Here is a 23,766-nt window from a genome sequence, read left to right as displayed (position 1 = left end):
GAGTTTCTAAAGAAAAATCAAAACAATACTTGAAACATATACAAAAATGTGGTAAACTACGATAGTTGTGAAAAGAAAGTCGATGGTCCTCTGGCACGTATGCTATGTGTTAAGAACGTCTAATATGAAGGAGGTCACACGAAATGAACGAAATCATTAAAAAAATCGAAGCAGAGCAGATGAAGGAAAACGCACCTGTATTTAACGTAGGCGATACTGTAAAAGTATACGCAAAGATCAAAGAAGGTAATCGTGAAAGAATCCAGGTGTTTGAAGGAACTGTCCTCAAAAAGCAGGGCGGCGGAGTGAGAGCTACTTTCACAGTGAGAAAGAACTCTAACGGCATCGGTGTTGAGAAGACATGGCCAATCCACTCCCCACATGTAGAAAAAGTAGAAGTTGTACGCAGAGGTAAAGTAAGAAGAGCAAAACTGAACTACTTAAGAAAACGTGTTGGAAAAGCTGCAAAGGTAAAAGAATTAGTAAGATAAGACACAAAATAAGTAACCATGAGAGGGACAATTACAAATATGTATATTGTCCCTTTTCTTATAGCCGCAGGAGAAACTTCATTCTATGACAGAGGAGAGTTATGCAGGATCTAAAGTTTCGTAAAAACAGAAAAAGAAGGCACAGGCCGGGAAAGCTCGAGAAGAAAGGCCTGCATTTTGAAAAGAAAGCGGGACATATGCGTATGCAGGGGAAGACAAGGAGAGTCGGCAGGTACGCACGTAAGGATGTGATAGTATGGGGAGCAGAAATTTTGCTCGTCTGTATAGTGGCATCGGCGCTTGTATGGTTTTTTGGACAAAGAGTCAGCAATGCGGGAGACTCGATGAAACCGACGCTTTATAATGGGGATGTGGTTCTTGTCGATCATCTTGTGTATGATGCGGTAAAACCAGACAGAGGGGACGTGATCGCGTTTCGTCCCAGCGGGAATGAAAATGTGCATTATTCGATTAAACGGATCATTGGTCTTCCTGGAGAGACAGTACAGATTCGGGAAGGAAGTGTGTACATCGACGGCGAGAAACTGACAGGAGAACTATATCCTACAGATATTGTATATGCAGGCGTCGCAAAAGACTCCGTAGAACTTGGAGAAGGAGAATATTTTGTCATGGGAGATGATCATAAAGGAAGTGATGACAGCCGCATGGCAGAAGTTGGAAATGTAAAACGGGAAGAAATATATGGCAAGGTTTGGTTTGTGGCAAGTTTTGGAGAAAATTTTGGTTTTGTAAAACAGTAGAGGAGGAACAGCATGCATTTTCAGTGGTATCCCGGTCATATGACAAAAGCAAAAAGGATGATGCAGGAAAATAAAAAACTGATCGATCTGGTGATCGAGCTTGTTGACGCCCGGATTCCGATAAGCAGCAGAAATCCGGACATTGATGAGCTCGGAAAGCATAAGGCGCGTCTGATCGTATTAAATAAGGCGGATCTGGCACAGGACAAATATAACGATGCCTGGATGGAATATTTTCAGGAAAAGGGTTATGCAGTCGTGAAGATAAATGCGAAAAAAGGCAGTGGTATGAAGTCTATTCAGGGAGTGATCGCGCAGGCATGTAAAGAAAAGATAGAAAGAGACAGAAAACGTGGGATCTTAAATCGTCCGGTCCGGGCTATGGTGGTAGGAATTCCGAATGTGGGGAAATCTACTTTTATTAATTCTCTGGCGGGAAAGGCGTGTACAAAGACAGGGAACAAGCCGGGCGTGACAAAAGGAAAGCAATGGATCCGTTTAAATAAAAATGTAGAACTGTTAGATACACCGGGTATCCTCTGGCCTAAATTCGAGGATCAGAGCGTAGGATTGAAACTTGCTTTTATCGGTTCTATCAAAGATGAGATTTTACAGACGGAAGAACTGGTGTGCAGACTGATCGCGTTTTTGAAGGAATACTATCGGGGGATACTTGCAGAGAAGTATGAAGTGACGGAATCGGAAGATGATTATGAGTGTCTGAAGGCAATCGCGAGATGCAGGCACTGTCTGCTGCAGGGAGATGTACTGGATACAGAGAAAGCGGCAAGGCTTATGCTAGATGATTTTCGAAATGGACGGCTTGGGAAAATAACACTTGAATTCCCACAGGAGAGTTACTAAGATATAGATAGACGGCAGAAAGAAGGATGGAAATGGACGGCGAAAAGAGTATTGTCAGGGAATTATTAGGATGGGTTCTATATATTCTGGTGATTATTGGGCTTACATACCTGATCATCACTTTTGTGGGAGTCAGGACGCGAGTGAGCGGTTCATCCATGGAAACGACACTTTCTGACAAAGATCAGTTGATCGTGGATAAAATATCCTACCGTTTTCGGGATCCGAAGCGATATGATATTGTTGTATTTCCATACCAGTATGAAGAAGACACCTATTATATCAAGAGGATCATTGGACTGCCGGGAGAAACTGTGCAGGTCGTTGGCGGAGAAGTTTACATAAACGGAGAAGCGCTTGGTGAGCAGTATGGCACAGAAGAAATGCTTAATCCGGGGATTGCGGAAGAACCGGTTACTTTAGGGGAAGATTCTTATTTTGTCCTTGGAGACAACAGAAACCACAGCCAGGACAGCAGAGACCCTAGTGTCGGTGTGATCCACAGAAAAGACCTGTTAGGCAGGGCATGGGTACGCATCTGGCCCTTTGACAAATTTGGGGTGATCAGACATGAATAAAAGTATAGGGCAGATTAAGGCAGAGTTTGAAGCGGCCGAAGAGGAAACACTGCCTCTTCTCTTTGCAGAGTATGCAGATGATGCAAGAAGTGGTGTGCAAAATCTGCTTGTAAGATATAGAAAAAAACTTGAAAAACTTTCCGCAGAGAGAGAACGTTTAAGGCAGATGAGACAATTCGAAAATGCATATGGACAGTTTGACTATATATGTGGGATTGATGAGGTTGGAAGAGGCCCTTTGGCGGGTCCCGTCGTTGCGGGCGCAGTGATCCTTCCGAAGGATTGTGACATTCTTTGGATCAATGATTCAAAGAAGCTTTCTGCTGGGAAGCGGGAGGAACTTTATACAGAAATCCAGGAAAAAGCAGTTGCCGTGGGAATCGGAGTCGTGTCCCCTGAGCGGATCGATGAGATCAATATTTTGCAAGCTACTTATGAGGCAATGCGCAGAGCAGTCCAGAAACTTAAGGTGGCGCCGCAGATTTTATTAAACGATGCGGTGACGATCCCGCAGATTTCTGTGCCGCAGGTGCCCATCGTCAAAGGAGATACAAAAAGCATGTCTATTGCTGCCGCCAGTATCGTGGCGAAGGTGACAAGAGACCATATGATGGAAAAATATGACAGTGTATACCCCGGCTATAAGTTCGCGCAGAATAAAGGCTATGGTTCCGGCGAACACATAGAAGCGCTGAAAAGGCTGGGACCGTCGCCGATCCATCGCCGCTCTTTTATCGGACATTTTGCAGCAGATATATAGACACTGCAGTGGAGAAGGAAAATGTGGTGTTTTCTGGGCACAGGTACACAGAAGGAAGCATGTCTGAGAATAACGTAAGAAAAGGAAGAATGTATGAACAAGCGGCGGGGTGCTATTTAGAGCAGGAAGGGCTGGAAATATTGCAGTATAATTACCGGTGCCCTTTTGGAGAAATCGATATTATCGCGAGAGAAAAGGAGACACTTGTTTTTTGCGAAGTGAAATATCGATTTGACAAGCGCAGAGGAAGTCCGCTGGAAGCGGTGGGTGTACACAAGCAGAGAAAGATTTTTTATACGGCTATGCATTATATGGCAGAAAAAGGGAAAGCAGAGGTTCCCTGCCGGTTCGATGTGATCGGCATACAAGGCAGAGAAATATGTCATATAAGGAATGCGTTTGAGGGAAAATAGTATAGAGGAGCAGATAATATGGGATTGGGATTACGATATAAGAACACGGCACATATTTTTGATGAGATAGAGGCGGATACTCCTTATTTGGAATATCCGTTATTTCAAAATACAGGCCTTGTGCGGCATGGTTTCTCTACTCGTTTAGGGGGCGTGAGCAAAGGCTGCTATACATCTTTAAATCTGAGTTTTACAAGAGGAGACGACAAGGAGGCTGTCCAAGAGAATTTCCGCAGGATCGGGCGCGCCATTGGTGTGAAGTGTGAGGATATGGTCTTTTCACAGCAGACGCATACGGTGAATGTGCGGGCTGTGACAGAGCGGGAGAAAGGGATGGGGATCCTAAAGCCGAGAGATTATGCGGATGTAGATGGATTGGTGACGAATGTTCCAGGAGTTTGTCTGGTGACATTCTATGCAGACTGTGTACCTTTGTATTTTGTCGATCCGGTGAGAAAGGCGATCGGATTAAGCCATTCCGGATGGAGAGGTACAGTCGGGAAAATCGGGCAGAAGACAGTGGAGAAGATGCAGGAAACTTACGGATGTGATCCAAAGGATATGTTGGCAGCTGTGGGTCCGTCTATCTGTCAGGATTGTTATGAAGTGAGCGAAGATGTGATAAAAGAGTTTCAAGATAGTTCCCCAAAATCTGCATGGAGAGATATTTTTTATAGAAAAGAGAACGGAAAATACCAGCTGGATCTATGGAAGGCAAATGTATATCTTCTTAAGGAAGCAGGGATTACAGAGGAACATATGGCAGTCACCAATATTTGTACGCACTGCAATAGTAAGATTTTATATTCTCACAGGGAGGCAGGCGATAAGAGGGGGAATTTGTGTGCTTTTCTGGCATTAAAGAGAAAGGAGGAGACAGCGTGAAACAGACAGAACATATCGTGAAATTTTTTGAGGAAAATATACCGGCGCTGATTAATTTCGGCATCAAAGTACTGCTTGCGCTTTTATTTTTCTTTATCGGAAGAGCAGTCATACGGGGGATACGTAAGTTTGTCAGAGGCTCTATGCAAAGGGCAAACGCAGATACAGGTGTGACCCAATTTGTAGACTCTTTGTTAAAATTTGGGTTATATGCGCTTCTGATTTTTTCAATCGCCACAAAATTTGGTGTGGAATCTTCATCCGTAGCGGCTCTCATTGCATCTGCCGGAGTTGCTGTCGGACTTGCTGTGCAGGGGAGCCTTTCCAATTTTGCCGGCGGTGTTCTTATCCTTTTATTAAAACCGTTTGTTGTGGGGGATTATATCATCGTAAATAACGAAAATATAGAGGGGACAGTAAAAGAGATCCAGATCTTCTATACGAAGATGACGACCATAGATAATAAGACCGTTATTATTCCAAACGGTACATTATCCAATCAAAGCCTTACAAATGTGACGGCACGCCCAGAAAGACAGTTGGATCTAAAGATAGGAATCTCCTATGAGGCGGATCTAAAAAAAGCAAAGTCTCTCTTGGAAGAAATGCTGCAGCAGGAAACAGAAATCATACAGAATGAGGATAAAAAGATATTTGTAGATTCTCTGGGAGACAGTAGTGTGGTCTTAGGAATGCGTGCATGGGTGAAAACAGAAGAATACTGGGCGACAAGATGGAGACTGTTAGAAGAAATAAAATTGACATTTGACAGAGAAGGAATCGAAATCCCATATCCACAGATATCTGTTCATATGCGTGGAGAAGAATTGAAGGCAAAATAAAAAAGCTGGAAATCGGACTTGAACCGACGACCCCTTCATTACGAGTGAAGTGCTCTACCAACTGAGCTATTCCAGCTTATCGCCATGCGACTTTGTTATTATATCGCTTTTTCAAAAGGATTTCAACAGTTTTTTTCAGAAAGGAGGGCAAAAGTAGTGAAACCAGAAGATAAAACTATAAAATTATTTGAAAAAGATCGTTTCGCTACAGAAAATGGCGCGGTTATAGAAGAAGTAGATCATCTTTACGCAAAGTGTACGATGCCATTGGAAGCACGCCATCGAAATGCTATGGGAGCCGTCATGGGCGGCGCCTATTTTACATTGGCAGATTTTGCCTTTGCCGTGGCGGCGAACTGGCAGGAGATCGGTACTGTGTCCCTGCATTCAGATATTGCGTATCTGGGCGCGGCAAAGGGGGATACTCTGATCGCCGAGGCATTCTGCGTAAAAAATGGAAAAACGACGAGTTATTACCGGGTAGAAGTAAAAGACGAGCTGGGAAATCTGGCGGTTGTCGTTCATACGACCGGATTCAGAAAAGCAAAGTAAGAAAGAATTGGAAGAAAAAAAGACGGAAAAGAGGAGACAATATGGAAAAAGCAAAAGTGTATTTTACAGATCTTCGTGCCCTTCCGGGTACCAACCTTCCAAATAAACTACAGAAACTGATAAAAAGGGCAGGGATTGGAGAGATCGACTTTGAGAAAAAGATGACGGCGATCAAAATCCATTTCGGGGAGCCGGGCAACCTGTCCTTCCTGCGGCCGAACTATGCGAAAGCAGTGGCAGATGTGGTGAAGGAGCTAGGCGGACGCCCCTTCCTTACAGACTGTAATACGCTGTATGTGGGAAGAAGAAAGGATGCGTTAGAGCACTTAAGCGCTGCCTATGAAAATGGATTCAATATACTCTCCACAGGGTGCCATATTATTATTGCAGATGGGCTGAAGGGAACAGATGAGGCATATGTGCCGGTGAAAGGCGGAGAACTGGTAAAAGAAGCTAAGATAGGCAGAGCGATCATGGATGCGGACGTGTTTATCAGCCTGAGCCATTTTAAAGGGCATGAAGCGACCGGATTTGGTGGATGTCTGAAGAATATCGGGATGGGCTGCGGAAGCCGGGCAGGGAAGATGGAACAGCATAACAGCGGCAAGCCGACGGTAGATCAAGAAATCTGTGTTGGCTGTAAGGTCTGTTCTAAGAACTGTGCCCATGGAGCGATTTCGTTTCAGGAAGGAAAGGCATCCATCGATCACAGCCGCTGCGTAGGCTGCGGCAGATGTCTGGGTGCATGTAATTTTGACGCGATCTATAATGAGAATAGCTCGGCGGTAAAAGAATTGGATATGAAGATCGCGGAGTATTCTAAGGCGGTAGTGGATGGAAGACCGAATTTTCATATCAATCTGGTAATCGATGTTTCTCCGTACTGTGATTGCCATCCGGAAAACGATGTGCCGATCCTGCCGGATGTAGGAATGTTTGCAAGCTTTGATCCGGTCGCTCTGGATCAGGCGTGCGCAGACGCCTGCAATGCCCAGCAGCCGATGCCGGGAAGTCTTTTGGAAGAACACGTAAAAGACCACAGCAGGTGCAATCACCACGATCATTTCATCAATACGACTCCGGAGAGCGAGTGGGAGACCTGTCTGGAGCATGCGCAGAAGATCGGGTTGGGAAATAGAAACTATGAATTAATACAGGTTTTGTAAAAGCAGAAAAGTGAAGGGGAGCTTATACAGATGCTTTTGATTATCATTTGTATAAGCTCTATTTATATTCTAAGGCGTGTTCCATGATTGAAAAAGAAGGAATGTTCCATTTTCTAATGATATAATGCTTAATAAAGATAACGATAAATGTAAATTTGTGGAGGAAGTAAAGTGATGGATAATAAGAGCCACGATAAGAGATTTCTGGCATACGGTATATATATAATGGCCTTATTGATTTTTGGTACAAATGGTATTTTCGCATCACATATATCTTTAGCCAGCAGCCAGATTGTGCTACTGCGTACATTTATTGGTGGCATAATGCTAACTTGTCTGGTTTTGTTTTGCGGGGGCTTTGATAAAGATCGTGTGCAGAGAGAGTGGATGCCGATTTTACTGGGCGGAGTTGCGCTTGGTCTGAATTGGATTACACTTTTTGAGGCATACAGAGTATTGAATGTCAGCCTTGCGACATTGATTTACTATGTGGGACCAATTCTTGTTCTGCTATTTTCGCCGATTTTTTTCCGTGAAAAGCTTACGGGAAGAAAGTTGATTTCTGTTATTATCGTAGCAAGTGGTCTGCTCTGTATAAGTGGGAGCATCGTTGTAACAGGGATGAATACATGGGGACTGGTGTTTGCAGCGATTTCGGCAATTCTGTATGCTGCATTGATTGTTATAAATAAACAGATTTCCCATACAAGCGGGCTGCAGACGGCAGCCATTGAATTGGATGTAGCTTTTGTTGTTGTGTTGGTGTACACGTTATGTACTTTAGGCCTTCCGTATTTGAAAGGAAATGATTTACCGTATATTGCGGCAATTGGTTTTATTAATACAGGACTTGCCTATTTGCTATATTTTTCTGGTTTGCAGAAGCTGTCTGGTCAATCTGTTGCCTTGATCAGCTATCTGGATCCGGTTTCAGCGCTTCTATTCTCGGCATTCTTGCTGCACGAGGTAATGACACCTGTACAAATTGTCGGTGCAGTGTTGATTATTGGAGGGGCTATGTTTGGCGAAATAAAAAAACAAAGGGAATAACAAAAACCGATTTGTGCAAGAAATGAAAACGAAGAAAGATGCTATTTGGAGTGCAGCTGCTTGGTATGGATTTGACATACTATTGACTTTTGCACAAGTTGATGAAGGAGCACAGCATTTTTATAGAAAATCGGACTATAAAGATTGTAGCGGTTTTATTATAGATATTCCAAAATATCAGCAGCCAATGGAGATGTTTTTAGTTAAGGAAGACAGTTGATTTCAAGTAAGAAGTTGATTGTCTTTTTTTACACTAAAAAATATTTGAAAAATAAATAGAACAGAATGATATAGGTCTGTGTGACAATATCACGGAAAGCAGTACGGCAAACTGCTATAATGCAAAAGCAGAATAGATATGTGGAAAACAGGAGGAAGAAAGATGGCGTCTAAACGATATGCAGCTGTAGACAAAAAAGTCTGTGTTGCCTGTGGTGCCTGTGAAGCGGCTTGTCCGTTGGGGGCGATCCAGGTATATAGAGGCTGTTATGCCAAGGTTCGGGAAGACAAATGTGTTGGATGTGGAAGGTGCGAAAAGGTCTGTCCGGCGAACAGTATTCAGATAGAAAGCAGGGAGAGTTATGAAGACAAAGAAAAAGCAGTGGTATGAGTATCTATGGATATGGTCGATCGTATATTTTGCACTCGGATTCTTTAATATCCTTTTTGCCTGGCTTGGCATGATCGACTTTCTGCTGCCGGTCATACTTGCGGTATTTGGCGGCAACAAGTTTTTTTGCAACCATCTTTGCGGCAGGGGACAATTATATTGTAAACTCGGCGGAGACTTGAAATGTTCCCGAAATAGACCTACGCCAAAATGGATGGCTTCGAAATGGTTTCGATATGGTTTCCTGCTGTTTTTTCTGTCTATGTTCGGAAATATGGTCTTTCAGACGTATCTTGTGGCAGAAGGTGCCAGAAGTTTGCGTGAAGCTATTAAATTGTTCTGGACATTCCGGGTACCGTGGGGATGGACATATACGGGAAGTATCTTTCCGGACTGGGCGGCGCAGTTCAGTTTTGGGTTTTACAGCCTGATGCTTACATCGCTTCTCATAGGTCTGATCGTTATGCTCCTATTTAAGCCGAGGACATGGTGCGCTTTCTGCCCGATGGGAACGATGACGCAGGCAATCTGTAAACTAAGGAATAGAAAAAAGGCTTTGTGATGAGATCACAGAGTTTAGATCGTAAATAGGATATATTAAGAATATAGTAAAAAGAAGGAGGAAACAGAATGGGACTTTTTACACTGCTGCACAGCACTGATATTAACGCTGGTGTTGCAAAATATACAAAAACAAACGGTGCAGTTTTGCTGGATGTGAGAACTGTGGAAGAATACCGTGACGGACATATTGAGGGCAGTATCAATCTGCCTCTTGATCGGATCACGGCAATTGAAAATACGGTGAAAGATAAAAACACACCACTTTTTGTGCATTGCCACAGCGGTATCAGAAGCGGACAGGCTGTGTCTTATCTGAAGAGAAAAGGATATACAAAGATAGAAAATATAGGCGGAATCAAAAGTTACGGCGGAAAGGTGGTCAGATCATGAAGATTGTAATCATAGGCGGCGTCGCAGGCGGAGCGACAGCGGCGGCAAGAATACGCAGGCTTGATGAACAGGCTGAGATCACGGTGTTTGAGCGTTCGGGATTTATTTCTTATGCTAATTGCGGACTTCCTTATTACATTGGCGGTGTCATTGAAGATGAAAACGAACTGACTTTGCAGACACCGGAAAGTTTTTGGAATCGCTTTCGTATTAAAATGAAGGTGCATCATGAGGTTACAGCAATTCATCCAGAAAGCAAAACAGTGACCGTAAAAAATCTTGAAAGTGGGAATGTATTTACAGAAAGTTATGACAAGCTCCTCCTTTCCCCCGGCGCAAAGCCGGTGCGGCCAAAGTTTGCCGGGATGGACAGCAGCAGTATATTTACATTGCGTACCGTTGAGGATACGCTGAAGATTAAGAAATATGTGGAGGAACACCGTACAAAGCATGCAGTTGTCGTTGGCGGAGGTTTTATCGGAATCGAGACTGCGGAAAATCTGCATGGACTTGGGATTGATATAACCCTTGTGGAGGCTGCCGAACAGCTGATGACTCCCTTTGACGCAGATATGGCATCTTTCCTTCACGCGGAGATCCGTAGGAACGGCGTAAATCTGCTGCTGGGGCATTTTGTGGAAGGATTTTCGGATACCGGATGCGGCATTGATGTCAAACTAAAGGACGATACTATAGTTCATGCAGATATGGTGCTGCTTGCTATCGGCGTTGCTCCCGAAACGACACTTGCAAAGGAGGCGGGACTTGAAACAGGAATCAGGGACAGTATTATAGTCAATGACAGAATGGAAACATCGGTTTCTGATATCTATGCTGTGGGAGATGCGGTACAGATTAAAAATTTTGTGACCGGCGAGGATGCGCTCATTTCTCTTGCGGGCCCTGCCAATAAGCAAGGCCGGATCGCTGCCGACAATATATGCGGCGGAGACAGCCGCTACACAGGCGGTCAAGGAAGTTCGATCATTAAAGTATTTGATATGACGGCTGCATCTACGGGGATCAATGAAAAAACAGCAAGATCACTTGGTATTGCAGCAGATAAAGTGATCCTGTCTCCGATGAGCCATGCGGGATACTATCCCGGCGGCAAAATGATGACGATGAAAGTCCTGTTTGAAAAAGAAACTTACCGGCTGCTTGGCGCCCAGATCGTAGGTTTTGAAGGGATTGACAAGCGGATAGATGTTCTTGCGACGGCAATCCATACCGGTATGAAAGCAGATGATCTTACAGAACTTGATCTTGCTTATGCTCCTCCGTATTCCTCAGCCAAGGATCCTGTGAATATGGCAGGATATATGATAGAGAACTTAAAGAAAGGTGTTGTGAAACAGTGGTATTATGAGGATGACGAAACACTTCCGCGTGACGGCAGTAGTATACTCCTCGATACGCGGACAGTGATGGAATACAGCAGGGGGCATGTAGAAGGGTTTATGAATATTCCTGTTGATGAACTGCGGGAGCGCCTTGATGAACTTGACAAAACCAAACCGGTATATGTTATTTGTCAAAGCGGACTGCGCAGCTATATTGCAAGCAGGATCTTGACCGGCAATGGTTTTGAAGCGTATAACTTTGCCGGTGGGTTCCGGTTCTATGATGCGGTTCACAATGATAAAGCATTGCATAAAAAAGCAACTCCCTGCGGAATGGATGCCGATAAATAAGCATAAAAGAAAAAACGCTGAGAAAATCTTTTTGGAGGATCTCAGCGTTTTTTGTCAATCCAGCATTCTTTGGAGCCCCTCTTCATCTGTGATCTCGATCGTTCCTCGGGAGAGAGTGAGAAGTCCTTCATTTACAAAATACTTAAGCATACGGGTTACGACTTCTCTTGGATTTCCCAGATGTTTCCCAATAGTTTCGTGGGTGATCTTAAGCGTGTTTGTACCTTCGATACTGGCTTCATTTAAAAGAAAATCTGCAAGCCGCTTGTCAAAGCTTTTCCACATTACCTGATCTATCAGCCACATGACATCGCTAAACCGGCTTGCCATGACCTCGTTTGTATAATTGGCGAGGGGGGCGGACACTTCCATGATCTTCTTATAAGCTTCGGAGGGAATGACCAGGACTTCGGTATCTTTTTCAGCGGTGATCGTTATGTCAAATTGTATACTGTTCAATATACAGGAAGCAGAGAACAGGCAGATGTCTCTTTCGAAAAGACGGTACAAAGTAATTTCCCTGCCATCGTCAGATATGGTAAACGCACGGATCTGACCGGATATCACAAGGAGTAGTCCCGTGCAGTCCTGGGATCCGTTATGCAGTATTTCGCTTTTACTGAATTTACGGATGAAAGCTGTATTCGTAAGCGCATCCTGCTGTTCTTTTGGCAATTTGCCAAACACAGGAAGATAGGTCAAGTAATTCATAAGCAGAATCTCCTTTATATAGAGCGTGATTTTTTATTTGTCCACTCTTCTTTCTATAATTATATGCAAAATGGCGAGCAGTATCAATCTGTTTCAGGCAAATTTTTCCGGGATGTATTTTACTCCTGCTTGACAGAGAGGAAAGTCTGTCATAAGATAAAAAAGTGTTTGGAAATCTGCATGCAGATGAAAAACTGTGAATGAGAGTATAGAGAGGAAGAAATACGATGAAAAGAGAAAAATTCGGCTCGCGTCTGGGCTTTATTCTTATTTCGGCGGGATGCGCGATCGGACTGGGAAATGTCTGGCGCTTTCCCTATATTACCGGGCAGTATGGAGGAGCGGCGTTTGTGCTGATCTATCTGTTCTTTCTGCTGATCCTGGGACTGCCCATTATGGTCATGGAGTTTTCTGTGGGGCGCGCGGGGCAGTCCAGTATTGCGCTGGCGTTTGACAAGTTGGAACCTGAAGGAACAAAATGGCATTGGTATAAGTATTTTGGCATGGCAGGGAATTACCTGCTTATGATGTTTTACACCACCATCGGCGGCTGGATGATCATATATCTGCTTAAAATGGCGTCAGGCCAGTTTGCAGGTTTGGACGCAAAACAGATCGAACAGTCTTTTGGAGAGCTGACAGCAAATCCGGGGATCATGGCAGTGTTCATGGTTCTTGTTGTGGCTCTTTGTTTTGGTATCTGCTGTCTGGGACTGCAAAAAGGAGTCGAGAAGATCACGAAAGTCATGATGCTGCTTTTGCTTGCTCTGATGATCGTATTGGCAGTACGTTCTATTACTCTGGAAGGGGCATATGCAGGACTGACATTTTATCTGTTCCCGGATTTCGGGAAAGTAAAAGAGGCAGGCATCATGGAAGTGGTGTTTGCGGCCATGGGACAGTCGTTTTTTACTTTGAGCCTGGGTATTGGAGCAATCGCTATTTTTGGCAGTTATATTGACAGAAGCCGCAGACTTACAGGGGAGGCTGTTTGTGTGACGATCCTGGATACTTGTGTAGCGCTGATCGCAGGTTTGATCATCTTTCCGGCGTGCTTTGCTTTTGATGTCAATCCTGGAAGCGGACCGAGCTTGATTTTTATTACTTTGCCGAATATATTTAATTCTATGAGCGGCGGCAGGATATGGGGGAGCATTTTCTTTCTTTGTATGTTCTTCGCGGCTGCCTCGACGATCATAGCAGTATTTGAAAATATCATTTCCTTTGCGATGGATCTGACCGGATGCGGCAGGAGGAAAGCGGTTATATGGAATATGGCGGCAATCATAGTATTGTCTATACCATGTGTGCTGGGCTTTAATGTGCTCAGCGGTCTCGCGCCGATGGGAAGTGGGACGACGGTGCTGGATTTCGAAGACTTCCTCGTGAGCAATAACTTACTGCCGCTCGGAAGTCTGGTGTATGTCTTATTTTGTACAAGCAGGTATGGATGGGGATGGAAAAACTTCTGTGCCGAGGCAGACAGCGGTACAGGTCTAAAATTTCCTAAATGGTCAAGGATATATGTGACTTTTATCCTGCCGCTTGTGGTTCTGTTTATTTTTGTGCAGGGATACTGGTCTTTGCTGCATTAAGAAATGGATAAGCTGATGTATTATAGAGAGGAAAGAATAAGGAACAGGTGAAAAATGGCAGAAGAACATATGCATGAACATGGCGAACATCCCCATGTCCATTCGAAAGGGTATGAAAAAGCAATCATAAACAGGCTGTCACGTTCTATCGGGCACTTAGAGTCGATCAAGCGGATGATAGAGAGTGGAAAAGACTGCAGTGAAGTACTGATACAGCTCGCGGCGGTGAAAGCGGCAGTCAATAATACAGGGAAAGTAATCTTAAAAGAACATCTGGAACATTGTATCGTCGATGCAATCGAACACGGGGATATGGAAAGTGTAGAAAAATTAAATAAAGCAATTGATATTTTTATCAAGTAAAGGAGAGGAATACGGTAATGGGCGGATTTTTTGGTGTTGCTTCAAAGAAAAATTGTACGTTGGAATTATTTTACGGAGTAGATTATCATTCACATCTCGGCACACGAAGAGGAGGAATGGCGTTGTTTGGAGAGGAAGGTTTTCAAAGAGCGATCCATAATATAGAGAACTCTCCTTTTCGTACAAAATTTGAAAAAGATGTAGAAGAATTGAATGGAAATCTGGGAATTGGATGTATCTCAGATTATGAGCCTCAGCCTCTTTTGATCCAGTCTCATCTGGGAAGCTTTGCGATCGCAACCGTGGGAAAGATCAATAATCAGGATGAACTGCTTAAGATGGTATATAAAGATGGACATTCCCATTTTCAGGAGATGAGCGGCGGGAAGATCAATGCTACAGAGTTGGTTGCCTCTTTGATCTGCAAAGCAGACAGTATTGTAAACGGCATACGATATGTACAGAGTCTGGTAGATGGTTCCATGACAATTTTGCTGATGACAGAAAAAGGGTTGTATGCAGCGCGGGATAAGTACGGGCGTACTCCTGTGGTGATCGGGAAAAAAGAAGACGCTTACTGTGTTTCTTTCGAAAATTTTGCATATATCAATCTGGGGTATCAGGATCATAAAGAATTAGGGCCTGCGGAGATCGTCTATATAACGCCGGATGGGATCGAGACAGTAGGCGTTCCGGGCGAGGAGATGAAGATTTGTTCTTTCCTCTGGGTGTACTATGGATATCCGACATCAGCCTATGAAGGCGTCAATGTGGAAGAAATGCGTTACAAATGTGGCAGCATGCTTGCAAAGCGTGATGAAGGAAGCGTTTCTCCTGATATCGTTGCCGGCGTGCCGGATTCGGGGATTGCTCATGCGATTGGGTATGCAAATGAATCTGGGATACCCTATGCAAGGCCGTTTATTAAATATACTCCCACATGGCCGCGGTCCTTTATGCCTGCAAATCAAAGTCAGCGGGAGCTGATCGCGCGTATGAAACTGATACCGGTACAGGCGCTTATCAAGAATAAGAAACTGCTCTTGATAGATGATTCTATTGTAAGAGGGACGCAGCTTCGGGAGACAACGGAATTTCTTTATCACAGCGGGGCGAAAGAGGTGCATGTCCGACCGGCTTGTCCGCCGTTGCTGTATGGCTGTAAATATTTGAATTTCTCACGTTCTAAATCTGAGTTGGATCTGATCACAAGAAGGATTATTGAAGAACGAGAAAAAGAAGTGACTCCGGAAATACTGGAGGAATATGCAGATCCGTGCAGTGCCCGGTATGAAGAAATGGTAGAAGAAGTGAGACGCCGTCAGAACTTTACGACACTTCGCTATCACAGACTGGATGATCTAAGAGCGTCTATTGGGTTATCTCCCTGCAAATTGTGTACGTATTGTTTCGATGGGAAAGAATAGGCAGAGCTAAAGAAGTGCAGGCCAGATAATGTTTTGTGGTTCTTTCTTATGCAATAAAAGTAATTAAAAGTTTTCAGACACAATAAAAATCCCCCGTTTGTTTAGCCGCAGCGGGGGCTTCTTATTGTCTGTGTTTTATGCACAGGTAGTTTCTGCTGTCGTGTTTTGTACCCTATACAGAGGGCAGAGAGATCGTACCTTCCCGTACGCTGCGAAAATAATCAAACAGCGTAAGGAAAGCGATGGCTGCGAGAACAGCATGTTAAATATAAAGATTACTATACCGAACGCATTGAAAGCTGTTCCAAAGGAAAGTCATATAAAAATTAAAAAAATTTAGAATTTCTTTACATACCATTTTTCGAATAAATTGATCACCGCATACAGCGCCATTGCCATGATACACAGCAGCACGATAGCCATCAAAAGCCAGTCGAGTTTAAAGACCTGGCTGGAATATATGATCAGATAGCCAAGTCCGTTTCTTGCGGCAAGAAACTCTCCGATGATCACCCCTACCAGGCAGAGACCGATATTGACTTTCATGTTGCTGATAATGGCGGGAACAGAACCAGGGAGGATGACCTTGCTCAGCACATGCCGCTTGGTGCCGCGCAGGGTATAGATCAGTTTGATCTTTTCTTGATCTATAGAGGAAAAACTGGTATATAGGCTGAGGATACTTCCAAAAATGGCAACAGACATACCGGCGACGATGATCGTCTTCTTATTGGCGCCCAGCCATACGATCAGAAGAGGGGCGAGTGCGGATTTCGGCAGGCTGTTCAATACGACCAGATAAGGTTCGGCGATTTCAGACAGCTTATGGCTGTACCAGAGCAGTACAGCGACCAGGATGCCGAAAAATGTGACCAGCAGAAAGCTGACGATAATTTCATACAAAGTGATGCCGATATGGAGAAAGATAGACCGATCGAGTACCATACTCCAGAAACACAGAAAAATTCTGGAAGGACTGCTGAAGATAAAAGAATCGATAAGTCCTATATCGGCCGAGGCCTCCCATAAAATAAGAAAGAGAAGCAGGATGGATATACGAAAGAGGATAACGATGCGGCGATGCATGCGCAGGCGGCGCAGATAGAGTTGTTGACCGTGGGAAAATTTATTCATATGCTTTCAACTCCTTCCATATAATATTAAAATAATTTTTAAATTCGGGCGCATTTCTTCTTTCCATGGGTGTATCTTTTTCTAGCGCAAATGTGATCGGCAGGATTTTTACGATTGCCGCAGGACGGCGGCTTAAAATGATGATGCGGTCTGCAAGGCTGACTGCTTCCGATAAGTCATGTGTAACGAGCAGAGCGGTTTTGCCGGAGTTTCGGATGATCTGTCCGATATCATCACTGACAGAGAGCCGGGTCTGATAGTCCAAGGCGGAGAAAGGTTCATCTAGGAGCAGAAGTTCCGGCTCTAAAACAAGCGTGCGAATCAGCGCCGCACGTTGACGCATGCCTCCGGATAAGTCGGAAGGCTTCGCGTTTTTGAAATTTTTTAGGCCGTATTGTTCTAAAAGTTCGTCGGCCTTTTGGCGGGAGTGTGGAGTCAATTTGTGCTGGATCTCCAGACCGAGTAAGATATTGCGGTAGACACTGCGCCATTCAAACAGATGATCGTGTTGGAGCATATAGCCTACGTTGACTGTGCTTTCATTAAGCGGCTTTCCGCAGAGTGTTATATTTCCCTTTTCTGGTTTTAAAAGTCCGGCGATCAGAGAAAGAAGAGTTGATTTGCCGCATCCCGACGGGCCGACAATGGCGGTAAATTCTCCGGGAGCGACAGAAAAAGAAATATCAGAAAGTGCTTTTGTCTCTCCGGTATAGCTGTGATACGTATAATGTATGTTTGTTAATTTTAAAATGGCATCCATAACATCACTCCAGTCGACAGATATATAGTTAGTTTATGAAAAAAATAAATATCGGTGCATCAGCGTTTAAATGTGGTATAATAACAGAAACGTGCAGCCTTTCGGGCAGGTTTTTCATAAGGCGTACGATATACAATAGATATATAAATAGAAACACAGGAGTGATCCGGATGAACGTACAGAAAGTAAATTATCAAAAAGAATTAGATAAAATATTAGGCAGACTGGAAAAGGAGCAGACAGTCCCAAAACTTCTTCTGCACAGCTGCTGTGCTCCCTGCAGCAGTTACGTGCTGGAATATCTGTCAGAATATTTTGAGATCACCGTATACTATTATAATCCTAATATTTATCCGGAAAGCGAGTATACGAAACGGATTTTAGAGCAGCAGATGTTGATTTCACAGATGCGTTTCAAATATCCGGTTTCTTTTCTTGCCGGAAAATACGATAAAGAAAAGTTTTACGAGATGGCAGCAGGGATGGAACACATGAAAGAGGGAAAAGAGCGGTGTTTCCAATGCTACAAACTGCGTCTTGAGCAGACAGCTAAAACAGCGGCAGAGTGTGGGTTTGATTATTATACAACTACGCTGAGCATCAGTCCTATGAAAAATGCACAAAAGCTTAATGAGATAGGGATGCAGGCCGGACAGAAGTATGGGATAGAATATCTTTGCTCGGATTTTAAAAAGAAAAATGGGTATAAGCGTTCTGTCGAATTGTCAGGAGAATACGGGTTATACAGGCAGGATTACTGTGGCTGTCAGTTCTCTTATGAGAGCAGAAAAAAGGAAAAAATAAAAGAGTAAATGAAAAAAACATCAGGAAATTGTCCTATTTGTAATAAAGAAGAGGCGTTTCCTGATGTTTTTTGGTGAAACCATATAATTAAAAATGCAAGAGAATAAATAAAAAGTGCAAATTAATTATAAAGAATTTTGGTATAATAAATCTTGTAAGCAGATGTTTCTTCTCACGAAAGATGTGTTTGAGAAATGCTTGTTGAAATGGCATTATGACGGCGCCTTTATAGGCCGGAGAATGCTGGAAATTATAAGAAAGGGGGATACGAGCATGCCAGATATTCGATTGACGAGAATTGACAATCGGCTGATTCATGGTCAGGTTGCGACACAGTGGTGTGGTGTAGTAGGTGCAAACTTACTCCTGGTTGCAAACGACGCAGTTGCCGGGGATGAGTTCCGCCAAGGGCTGATGAACATGGCTGCACCGTCATATGCGCAGACACGTTTCTTCACGCTTGAGAAAACAATCAATATCATCCACAAAGCTTCTGCAAATCAGCATATTGCAATTATCTGCGAGACACCACAGGATGTGTTAAAGCTGGTTGAGGGCGGAGTGCCGATCAAAAAAGTAAATATCGGAAATATGCACATGGCTGATGGGAAGCGTCAAGTTGCAACATCTGTTGCGGTCAATGACGATGATGTCGCGACATTCAAGAAGCTGCAGGAGCTGGGAGTAGAGCTGGAAATCAAACGAGTTCCGGACACACCGGCGGAAAGCATTGACAAATTATTTAAATAACAAGTTGGTTTATTGGTTTATTGGAAAGGAGTAAACATGGGAGATATTACAATTATCCAGGCGATTCTGGTCTTTGTGGTTGCCTTTATCATGGGAATCGACCAGTTCAGCTTTTTAGAGTCTCTGTACCAGCCGATCGTAACCTGTCCGATCATCGGTGCGATCTTAGGTAACTTTGAGCTTGGTATCGTAGTAGGTGGTGCATACCAGCTGATTCAGATCGGTAGTATGCCGATCGGAGGAGCACAGCCTCCAAACGCGATCATGGGAGGTATCATGGCGACAGTATTTGCTGTTTCTCTTGGAATGGAGGCAACGGCAGACGGAGTCGGCGCGGCGATGGGTCTTGCGATTCCATTCGCGGTATTCGGACAGTATGCAGTTACACTGACATTTACGATCATGTCCGGTATGATGGCAAAAGCAGACAAGTGCGCAGAGAATGCGGACGTAAAAGGTATCCGCAATATCAACTTCCTTGAGATGGCAGTATTAGGTACACTGTTTGGTGTTCTGGCTGTAGCAGGTCTGTACGGCGGTACAGCACTTGGTGAGACACTCAAAGATTTCTCTTACCAGTTCTCATGGGTAATGGCAGGTCTGGATGCAGCGGGCGGCGCTATGAAGTTCGTTGGATTTGCGATTTTGATGAAGGTTATGATGTCCGGAGAAATGTGGGGCTTCCTGCTTGCAGGATTCGCGATGTCTCTGCTTTGCAGCGCAAACGCGGCAACATCAGGAGCAACTTTGATCCTGTGCGCATTCGTAGGTGTTGCGATTGCAATCTATGACTTTACTATGCAGACAAGGATCAAACAGAACGCAGGCGCAGGCGCCGGCTTTGTAGGAGGTGACGAGGATGGCATATAATATTCCTGATAAATATCAAGACCTGACTCCGGCACCGCAGCTGGATAAGAAAACACTGAACAAGATGGTTTGGCTTTCCTGTTTCTTACAGGCATCCTTTAACTATGAAAGAATGCAGGCAGCAGGATGGTTATGGTCTATGCTTCCGGGTCTTCAGAAGATACATACAAACAAAGAAGACTTGAAGGCTTCCATGGCGCACAACCTGGACTTTTTAAATACACACCCGTTCCTTGTAACATTTGTAATGGGTATTGTGCTTTCACTTGAGCAGAACAAAGCGGATACACAGACGATCCGTTCCGTACGTATTTCTGCGGCAGGTCCGCTTGGTGGTATCGGTGACGCTTTATTCTGGCTGACATTAGTTCCTATTACAGCCGGACTGACTGCCAATATGGCGATGGAAGGACAGATCGCCGGTGCGATCCTCTTCCTGATCATCTTCAATGCAGTACAGTTTATTGTTCGTTTCGGTTTGATGTATTGGTCTTATGGACTGGGAACCAAGGCAGTTACACTGCTGACATCCAATGCAAAAGAATTTACCCGTGCGGCTAGTATTCTTGGTATCTTTGTAGTCGGCGGTCTGATCGCAAACTATGGTTCTACAACTGTACGTCTGATCGTTGGCGATACACAGATCAATATCCAGGCTCTGCTGGACGGCGTGCTGCCTAAGCTGATCCCGTTGTTGATCACACTTGGTATCTATGTTCTGATCAAGAAAGGCTGGACACCGGTAAGATGTATCATCCTGATCCTCGTAGTGGGAATCGTAGGATGTGCGTTCGGTATCTGGACAGGAGATTCCAAAGCAATGGACGCAGACGGCAAGTCTATTCCAGGCGGATATACTCCACTTGTAGAATGGTATGATTATCCGGTACCGGAAGAAGCTGAATAGTGTTTATTGAAATGAAGATCTATTGCGGTTCGCGATAGATAACCGGGAGGGGAGGGATTTTGATCCCCCCTCCCATTATTTTACAGGGAAATCAGGTGACTATTTGAGTACAGTAACAATTTCAATTATAATCATTGCAGCTGTGGGCTATTTTGTTTTTCAGGGCGTGAAAAATTTTCAGCTCCACACGATGAATACAGCGCTTCATAAAAAGGACAGTGATACAGTGGAGCGGATCGCAAATATGGGGATTTCCCGCAGGCTGCTGGGGGAATATGTCTGTGACTTATATAAGTTGAGAGCATACTATGTTTCCGGAGAAACAGAAAAATTTGAAAAAATGCTGCGCCATATGATCGGGACAAAGTATCGAGATCCTGCGGATAAGCAGAGCTTTCTGGAAGTATATTTCCATACATTTCTCATAAAAGGCAATCGGAAATATGCGGACTGGCTTTTAGAGGAGATAAAGAATACAAAGGATTCGGCGTTTATCCACTATAATGAAATGGCGTATGCTGTTATGCTGGACGGGAAAAATGACCTGATTGATGAGATGGTGGAGGAGATCAATTCCAAGAAGTATTACGGATTTGCGCTTGGAGTGATTTTGTTTATGGTCGCAAAGCAATATTCTTGTCTGGGAGATAAGAAGAATGCGATGACATATTATCAAAGTGCAAAAGCATGTTTTCACCCGAAGGCGGTTTATATGCCGATCGTAGATACCTGTCTCAGGGAAGAAGACACAGACGCTGCATATGCTTTGGAGTAGGAGAGATAAGATGATTGGATTATTGGTAACAGGACATGCAAATTTTGGCTCTGGTATGACGAGCTCTGTCAATTTGATCGCAGGGGAACAGGAGGAATACCGTTATGTGGATTTTCTGCCCACATATAGTACGGAAGATCTGACTCGTGAACTTACGAAAGCGATGGAAGAATTAAAAGATTGCGAAGGAATTATAATATTTACAGACTTGATGGGAGGAACGCCGTTTAATGTTGCGGCGCAGCTCGGACATGGGAAAGATAATATCAGGATCGTGGCGGGAACGAATCTGCCGATGCTGGTAGAGATCGTTATGTCCAGAAAGTTTATGGATGATTTGGATGGATTGGTTGATTCTATTCTGGAAACCGGAAAAGAGCAGGTGACAAAATACGAATTCAAGCAGGTAGTACAGGAAGAATCGGAAGACGGTATCTGAATGAAATAGCTGCATTTTATAAAAATAGATCCGCTGTATACAAAGCGGAGAGAGGAGAAAAATATGAGTAAGATTTTTGATGTGACGGAAGAAAAAATGAAAGAGACCTCATCAACTTTTACTCTTACAGAGATTTATCAGCAGCCTGCTACATGGGAAAAAACATGTAAGCAGATCGAAGCGGAAAAAGAAGAAATACAGAAATTTATAGACCAGGTTATAAACTGCGAGGATTTTGATGTGATCTTAACAGGAGCAGGCACAAGCGAGTTTGTAGGAAATGCGCTTTATCCACACCTGGCAGGTTTATTAAACCATAAGGCAAAATCATATGGAACAACGGATATTGTAGCGACACCGGAAGCATATCTGTCACGTACAAAACCGACGCTGCTGATCAGTTTTGGACGTTCAGGAAATTCACCGGAGTCAGTAGGCGCGATCGACGCAGCGGAAAGTGTATGTGATCATATTTATCATCTGTTCATCACATGCAATAAAGAGGGCGCACTGTCTAAACGTGCGGCTGCAACAGAGAACTGTTATGCGATAAATCTGACACCGGAGACACATGATCAGAGTTTTGCCATGACTTCCAGTTACTCTAACATGTATCTGGCAGCATACCTGTGTTTCCACTTAGGAGAGTTGGATAAGGTGTTAGAAGGTGTACGAAAGATCGCTGCGGCAGGACAGGATTTTCTGGATAACAGGTTTGCTGTTGCGCAGAAGATCGTCGCAGAATATGACTTTAACCGTATCGTCTATTTAGGCAGCAACACATTGAAAGGGACGGCACAGGAGTCTGCACTGAAGATGTTGGAACTTACAGCAGGAAATGTAGTGACTATGTATGATACTCCGATGGGCTTCCGTCATGGTCCAAAATCTATTATTGACGATAATACGCTGACAGTCGTGTATCTCAGCGATTCTGCTTATACAAGACAGTATGAGACAGATCTGTTAAAAGAGATGAGCGGACAGCGCAAAGGAAATAAGATCGTAGCAGTTATGAGCAAACAAGACGATGAGGCAGCTGCATTGGCAGATTATGCAGTTTCTTTCGGCCTTGAGGGGGAGACAGAAAATGTACTGCTGGGGCTTGATTATATTCTGTTTGCGCAGACACTTGCTGTATTAAAATCCCTCTCTATGTCTATTACGCCGGATAATCCGTGTCCGACAGGCGAGGTAAACAGAGTGGTAAAGGGAGTTACTCTTTATCCATATACAAGAAAATAAGAAACAATTGAGAAAATAGGGACATGGTTTGCTTTTTCGGCAAACCATGTTCTGACAAGGAGGAAGAAACAGCAATTATGAACTGGGAAGTTATAGGATGGAGCTGTGTTACCGTAGGTGTTCTGATAGGAATATGCGCCCTTGTTCTGGTTTTTATTTCTTCACGAAATATGAAAAAGAACAGAGAAGCAATGTTGAAATTGCAAAAAGGAATCCGAGTTGGAGCCAAGATCATGTTTGCAGGCGGGATTTACGGAAAGATCGTAAAAATCAAAGACGATCTGATCGATGTAGAAATCAATAAAAGTACCGTGGTGCAGATATCCCGTTACAGCATTCAAAACGTAATGGAGTGATTCGCTA

The 23,766-nt window shown here is 43.9% G+C and carries 30 protein-coding genes and 1 tRNA gene; 27 read left to right on the top strand and 4 right to left on the bottom strand.

Translation table 11 applies throughout. From position 1 onward, the window contains the following. Positions 1-143: 143 nt before the first annotated feature. The 8 genes from rplS to WKT01_RS12630 all read left to right on the top strand — a co-directional run bounded on the left by rplS (position 144) and on the right by WKT01_RS12630 (position 5,597). Entirely contained in the window at positions 144-491 is a 348-nt protein-coding gene (rplS, locus tag WKT01_RS12665; protein WP_059068657.1) for a 50S ribosomal protein L19, read from the top strand. A 101-nt stretch (positions 492-592) separates the two neighbouring features. Beyond that, positions 593-1,255, top strand: a complete 663-nt coding sequence (lepB, locus tag WKT01_RS12660; protein WP_059068658.1) for a signal peptidase I — start codon at positions 593-595, stop codon at positions 1,253-1,255. A 12-nt stretch (positions 1,256-1,267) separates the two neighbouring features. Next, positions 1,268-2,119: a ribosome biogenesis GTPase YlqF gene (gene ylqF, locus WKT01_RS12655; RefSeq protein ID WP_117975810.1), complete on the top strand. Its 852-nt coding sequence runs from the start codon at positions 1,268-1,270 to the stop codon at positions 2,117-2,119. A gap of 32 nt (positions 2,120-2,151) precedes the next feature. Next, the gene (lepB, locus tag WKT01_RS12650) at positions 2,152-2,697 is read left to right on the top strand and encodes a signal peptidase I (protein ID WP_117975811.1); all 546 of its coding nucleotides are present in this window, start codon (positions 2,152-2,154) and stop codon (positions 2,695-2,697) included. Beyond that, complete coding sequence (locus WKT01_RS12645) at positions 2,690-3,457, top strand: ribonuclease HII (protein WP_270396020.1); 768 nt, start codon at positions 2,690-2,692, stop codon at positions 3,455-3,457. The genes lepB (WKT01_RS12650) and WKT01_RS12645 overlap by 8 nt, the downstream gene beginning before the upstream one ends. Before the next feature lie 59 nt (positions 3,458-3,516). Further along, positions 3,517-3,870 carry a YraN family protein gene (locus WKT01_RS12640; RefSeq protein WP_270396021.1) on the top strand — a complete coding sequence of 118 codons (354 nt, stop codon included), beginning with the start codon at positions 3,517-3,519 and terminating at the stop codon, positions 3,868-3,870. A gap of 18 nt (positions 3,871-3,888) precedes the next feature. Continuing rightward, positions 3,889-4,755 (top strand): peptidoglycan editing factor PgeF, encoded by an 867-nt coding sequence (gene pgeF / locus WKT01_RS12635; RefSeq protein ID WP_270396022.1) that lies wholly within the window; start codon positions 3,889-3,891, stop codon positions 4,753-4,755. Beyond that, on the top strand, positions 4,752-5,597 hold the full coding sequence (locus WKT01_RS12630; protein WP_330671152.1) for a mechanosensitive ion channel family protein: 846 nt from the start codon (positions 4,752-4,754) through the stop codon (positions 5,595-5,597). Before pgeF ends, WKT01_RS12630 begins: the two co-directional genes overlap by 4 nt. Positions 5,598-5,600: 3 nt before the next feature. On the opposite strand, the gene WKT01_RS12625 is transcribed toward WKT01_RS12630, so the two are convergent. Beyond that, positions 5,601-5,673, bottom strand: a tRNA-Thr gene (locus WKT01_RS12625). A gap of 80 nt (positions 5,674-5,753) precedes the next feature. On the opposite strand from WKT01_RS12625, the gene WKT01_RS12620 reads away from it, so the two are divergent. The 8 genes from WKT01_RS12620 (at position 5,754) to WKT01_RS12585 (ending at position 11,623) form a co-directional block, all read left to right on the top strand. Beyond that, complete coding sequence (locus tag WKT01_RS12620) at positions 5,754-6,149, top strand: PaaI family thioesterase (protein ID WP_270396023.1); 396 nt, start codon at positions 5,754-5,756, stop codon at positions 6,147-6,149. A 41-nt stretch (positions 6,150-6,190) separates the two neighbouring features. Further along, on the top strand, positions 6,191-7,315 hold the full coding sequence (locus WKT01_RS12615; RefSeq protein WP_270396024.1) for a DUF362 domain-containing protein: 1,125 nt from the start codon (positions 6,191-6,193) through the stop codon (positions 7,313-7,315). 174 nt (positions 7,316-7,489) lie between these two features. Continuing rightward, positions 7,490-8,365 carry a DMT family transporter gene (locus WKT01_RS12610; protein WP_270396051.1) on the top strand — a complete coding sequence of 292 codons (876 nt, stop codon included), beginning with the start codon at positions 7,490-7,492 and terminating at the stop codon, positions 8,363-8,365. A gap of 22 nt (positions 8,366-8,387) precedes the next feature. After that, complete coding sequence (locus tag WKT01_RS12605; RefSeq protein ID WP_270396026.1) at positions 8,388-8,585, top strand: hypothetical protein; 198 nt, start codon at positions 8,388-8,390, stop codon at positions 8,583-8,585. A 162-nt stretch (positions 8,586-8,747) separates the two neighbouring features. Then, the gene (locus WKT01_RS12600) at positions 8,748-8,975 is read left to right on the top strand and encodes an ATP-binding protein (protein ID WP_059068675.1); all 228 of its coding nucleotides are present in this window, start codon (positions 8,748-8,750) and stop codon (positions 8,973-8,975) included. After that, a complete protein-coding gene (locus tag WKT01_RS12595; protein ID WP_059068676.1) occupies positions 8,947-9,537 on the top strand; it encodes a 4Fe-4S binding protein in 591 nt (196 codons plus the stop codon). Before WKT01_RS12600 ends, WKT01_RS12595 begins: the two co-directional genes overlap by 29 nt. 68 nt (positions 9,538-9,605) lie before the next feature. Further along, on the top strand, positions 9,606-9,929 hold the full coding sequence (locus tag WKT01_RS12590; protein ID WP_059068678.1) for a rhodanese-like domain-containing protein: 324 nt from the start codon (positions 9,606-9,608) through the stop codon (positions 9,927-9,929). Continuing rightward, positions 9,926-11,623 (top strand): FAD-dependent oxidoreductase, encoded by a 1,698-nt coding sequence (locus WKT01_RS12585; protein WP_117975805.1) that lies wholly within the window; start codon positions 9,926-9,928, stop codon positions 11,621-11,623. Before WKT01_RS12590 ends, WKT01_RS12585 begins: the two co-directional genes overlap by 4 nt. Before the next feature lie 54 nt (positions 11,624-11,677). On the opposite strand, the gene WKT01_RS12580 is transcribed toward WKT01_RS12585, so the two are convergent. Next, positions 11,678-12,334 carry a Crp/Fnr family transcriptional regulator gene (locus tag WKT01_RS12580; RefSeq protein WP_059068680.1) on the bottom strand — a complete coding sequence of 219 codons (657 nt, stop codon included), beginning with the start codon at positions 12,332-12,334 and terminating at the stop codon, positions 11,678-11,680. 227 nt (positions 12,335-12,561) lie between these two features. On the opposite strand from WKT01_RS12580, the gene WKT01_RS12575 reads away from it, so the two are divergent. From WKT01_RS12575 to WKT01_RS12565, 3 genes are read left to right on the top strand one after another with little or no spacing between them, the layout of a single operon-like run. After that, complete coding sequence (locus WKT01_RS12575) at positions 12,562-13,929, top strand: sodium-dependent transporter (RefSeq protein WP_117975804.1); 1,368 nt, start codon at positions 12,562-12,564, stop codon at positions 13,927-13,929. 54 nt (positions 13,930-13,983) lie between these two features. After that, positions 13,984-14,292 (top strand): metal-sensing transcriptional repressor, encoded by a 309-nt coding sequence (locus WKT01_RS12570; protein WP_059068684.1) that lies wholly within the window; start codon positions 13,984-13,986, stop codon positions 14,290-14,292. A gap of 17 nt (positions 14,293-14,309) precedes the next feature. Further along, entirely contained in the window at positions 14,310-15,719 is a 1,410-nt protein-coding gene (locus WKT01_RS12565) for an amidophosphoribosyltransferase (protein ID WP_059068686.1), read from the top strand. A gap of 336 nt (positions 15,720-16,055) precedes the next feature. Here the strand turns inward: WKT01_RS12565 and WKT01_RS12560 are convergent, their stop codons facing one another. Both WKT01_RS12560 and WKT01_RS12555 read right to left on the bottom strand, forming a co-directional pair. Then, positions 16,056-16,853, bottom strand: a complete 798-nt coding sequence (locus WKT01_RS12560; RefSeq protein ID WP_117975802.1) for an ABC transporter permease — start codon at positions 16,851-16,853, stop codon at positions 16,056-16,058. Beyond that, complete coding sequence (locus WKT01_RS12555; protein ID WP_059068691.1) at positions 16,846-17,613, bottom strand: ABC transporter ATP-binding protein; 768 nt, start codon at positions 17,611-17,613, stop codon at positions 16,846-16,848. Before WKT01_RS12555 ends, WKT01_RS12560 begins: the two co-directional genes overlap by 8 nt. 170 nt (positions 17,614-17,783) lie before the next feature. Between WKT01_RS12555 and WKT01_RS12550 the strand changes: the two genes are divergently transcribed. The 8 genes from WKT01_RS12550 (at position 17,784) to yajC (ending at position 23,759) form a co-directional block, all read left to right on the top strand. After that, a complete protein-coding gene (locus WKT01_RS12550) occupies positions 17,784-18,425 on the top strand; it encodes an epoxyqueuosine reductase QueH (RefSeq protein WP_117975800.1) in 642 nt (213 codons plus the stop codon). A gap of 265 nt (positions 18,426-18,690) precedes the next feature. Continuing rightward, complete coding sequence (agaV, locus tag WKT01_RS12545; protein ID WP_059070359.1) at positions 18,691-19,167, top strand: PTS N-acetylgalactosamine transporter subunit IIB; 477 nt, start codon at positions 18,691-18,693, stop codon at positions 19,165-19,167. A gap of 36 nt (positions 19,168-19,203) precedes the next feature. Then, positions 19,204-20,037: a PTS mannose/fructose/sorbose/N-acetylgalactosamine transporter subunit IIC gene (locus tag WKT01_RS12540; protein WP_340312576.1), complete on the top strand. Its 834-nt coding sequence runs from the start codon at positions 19,204-19,206 to the stop codon at positions 20,035-20,037. Next, positions 20,027-20,944 carry a PTS system mannose/fructose/sorbose family transporter subunit IID gene (locus tag WKT01_RS12535; protein WP_340312575.1) on the top strand — a complete coding sequence of 306 codons (918 nt, stop codon included), beginning with the start codon at positions 20,027-20,029 and terminating at the stop codon, positions 20,942-20,944. The genes WKT01_RS12540 and WKT01_RS12535 overlap by 11 nt, the downstream gene beginning before the upstream one ends. A 103-nt stretch (positions 20,945-21,047) precedes the next feature. Further along, entirely contained in the window at positions 21,048-21,719 is a 672-nt protein-coding gene (locus WKT01_RS12530; protein WP_340312574.1) for a hypothetical protein, read from the top strand. Between the two features lie 10 nt (positions 21,720-21,729). Beyond that, complete coding sequence (gene agaF / locus WKT01_RS12525) at positions 21,730-22,158, top strand: PTS galactosamine/N-acetylgalactosamine transporter subunit IIA (RefSeq protein ID WP_340312573.1); 429 nt, start codon at positions 21,730-21,732, stop codon at positions 22,156-22,158. 63 nt (positions 22,159-22,221) lie between these two features. Beyond that, positions 22,222-23,403: an SIS domain-containing protein gene (locus tag WKT01_RS12520; RefSeq protein WP_340312572.1), complete on the top strand. Its 1,182-nt coding sequence runs from the start codon at positions 22,222-22,224 to the stop codon at positions 23,401-23,403. Positions 23,404-23,480: 77 nt separating this feature from the next. Continuing rightward, on the top strand, positions 23,481-23,759 hold the full coding sequence (yajC, locus tag WKT01_RS12515) for a preprotein translocase subunit YajC (protein ID WP_059068704.1): 279 nt from the start codon (positions 23,481-23,483) through the stop codon (positions 23,757-23,759). Positions 23,760-23,766 lie beyond the last annotated feature (7 nt).

It is taken from the genome of Mediterraneibacter sp. ICN-202921 (genome assembly GCF_037890075.1).
In the GTDB taxonomy this organism is placed as follows: domain Bacteria; phylum Bacillota; class Clostridia; order Lachnospirales; family Lachnospiraceae; genus Mediterraneibacter; species Mediterraneibacter massiliensis.
This window is presented reverse-complemented; position numbering and strand designations above follow the sequence as displayed.

Coding starts and splice junctions, on each gene's coding strand:
- rplS (WP_059068657.1), top strand. CDS start 144: ATGAACGAAATCATTAAAAAAATCGAAGCAGAGCAGATGAAGGAAAAC.
- lepB (WP_059068658.1), top strand. CDS start 593: ATGCAGGATCTAAAGTTTCGTAAAAACAGAAAAAGAAGGCACAGGCCG.
- ylqF (WP_117975810.1), top strand. CDS start 1,268: ATGCATTTTCAGTGGTATCCCGGTCATATGACAAAAGCAAAAAGGATG.
- lepB (WP_117975811.1), top strand. CDS start 2,152: ATGGACGGCGAAAAGAGTATTGTCAGGGAATTATTAGGATGGGTTCTA.
- WKT01_RS12645 (WP_270396020.1), top strand. CDS start 2,690: ATGAATAAAAGTATAGGGCAGATTAAGGCAGAGTTTGAAGCGGCCGAA.
- WKT01_RS12640 (WP_270396021.1), top strand. CDS start 3,517: ATGTCTGAGAATAACGTAAGAAAAGGAAGAATGTATGAACAAGCGGCG.
- pgeF (WP_270396022.1), top strand. CDS start 3,889: ATGGGATTGGGATTACGATATAAGAACACGGCACATATTTTTGATGAG.
- WKT01_RS12615 (WP_270396024.1), top strand. CDS start 6,191: ATGGAAAAAGCAAAAGTGTATTTTACAGATCTTCGTGCCCTTCCGGGT.
- WKT01_RS12610 (WP_270396051.1), top strand. CDS start 7,490: ATGGATAATAAGAGCCACGATAAGAGATTTCTGGCATACGGTATATAT.
- WKT01_RS12605 (WP_270396026.1), top strand. CDS start 8,388: ATGAAAACGAAGAAAGATGCTATTTGGAGTGCAGCTGCTTGGTATGGA.
- WKT01_RS12600 (WP_059068675.1), top strand. CDS start 8,748: ATGGCGTCTAAACGATATGCAGCTGTAGACAAAAAAGTCTGTGTTGCC.
- WKT01_RS12595 (WP_059068676.1), top strand. CDS start 8,947: ATGAAGACAAAGAAAAAGCAGTGGTATGAGTATCTATGGATATGGTCG.
- WKT01_RS12590 (WP_059068678.1), top strand. CDS start 9,606: ATGGGACTTTTTACACTGCTGCACAGCACTGATATTAACGCTGGTGTT.
- WKT01_RS12585 (WP_117975805.1), top strand. CDS start 9,926: ATGAAGATTGTAATCATAGGCGGCGTCGCAGGCGGAGCGACAGCGGCG.
- WKT01_RS12580 (WP_059068680.1), bottom strand. CDS start 12,334: ATGAATTACTTGACCTATCTTCCTGTGTTTGGCAAATTGCCAAAAGAA.
- WKT01_RS12575 (WP_117975804.1), top strand. CDS start 12,562: ATGAAAAGAGAAAAATTCGGCTCGCGTCTGGGCTTTATTCTTATTTCG.
- WKT01_RS12570 (WP_059068684.1), top strand. CDS start 13,984: ATGGCAGAAGAACATATGCATGAACATGGCGAACATCCCCATGTCCAT.
- WKT01_RS12565 (WP_059068686.1), top strand. CDS start 14,310: ATGGGCGGATTTTTTGGTGTTGCTTCAAAGAAAAATTGTACGTTGGAA.
- WKT01_RS12560 (WP_117975802.1), bottom strand. CDS start 16,853: ATGAATAAATTTTCCCACGGTCAACAACTCTATCTGCGCCGCCTGCGC.
- WKT01_RS12555 (WP_059068691.1), bottom strand. CDS start 17,613: ATGGATGCCATTTTAAAATTAACAAACATACATTATACGTATCACAGC.
- WKT01_RS12550 (WP_117975800.1), top strand. CDS start 17,784: ATGAACGTACAGAAAGTAAATTATCAAAAAGAATTAGATAAAATATTA.
- agaV (WP_059070359.1), top strand. CDS start 18,691: ATGCCAGATATTCGATTGACGAGAATTGACAATCGGCTGATTCATGGT.
- WKT01_RS12540 (WP_340312576.1), top strand. CDS start 19,204: ATGGGAGATATTACAATTATCCAGGCGATTCTGGTCTTTGTGGTTGCC.
- WKT01_RS12535 (WP_340312575.1), top strand. CDS start 20,027: ATGGCATATAATATTCCTGATAAATATCAAGACCTGACTCCGGCACCG.
- agaF (WP_340312573.1), top strand. CDS start 21,730: ATGATTGGATTATTGGTAACAGGACATGCAAATTTTGGCTCTGGTATG.
- WKT01_RS12520 (WP_340312572.1), top strand. CDS start 22,222: ATGAGTAAGATTTTTGATGTGACGGAAGAAAAAATGAAAGAGACCTCA.
- yajC (WP_059068704.1), top strand. CDS start 23,481: ATGAACTGGGAAGTTATAGGATGGAGCTGTGTTACCGTAGGTGTTCTG.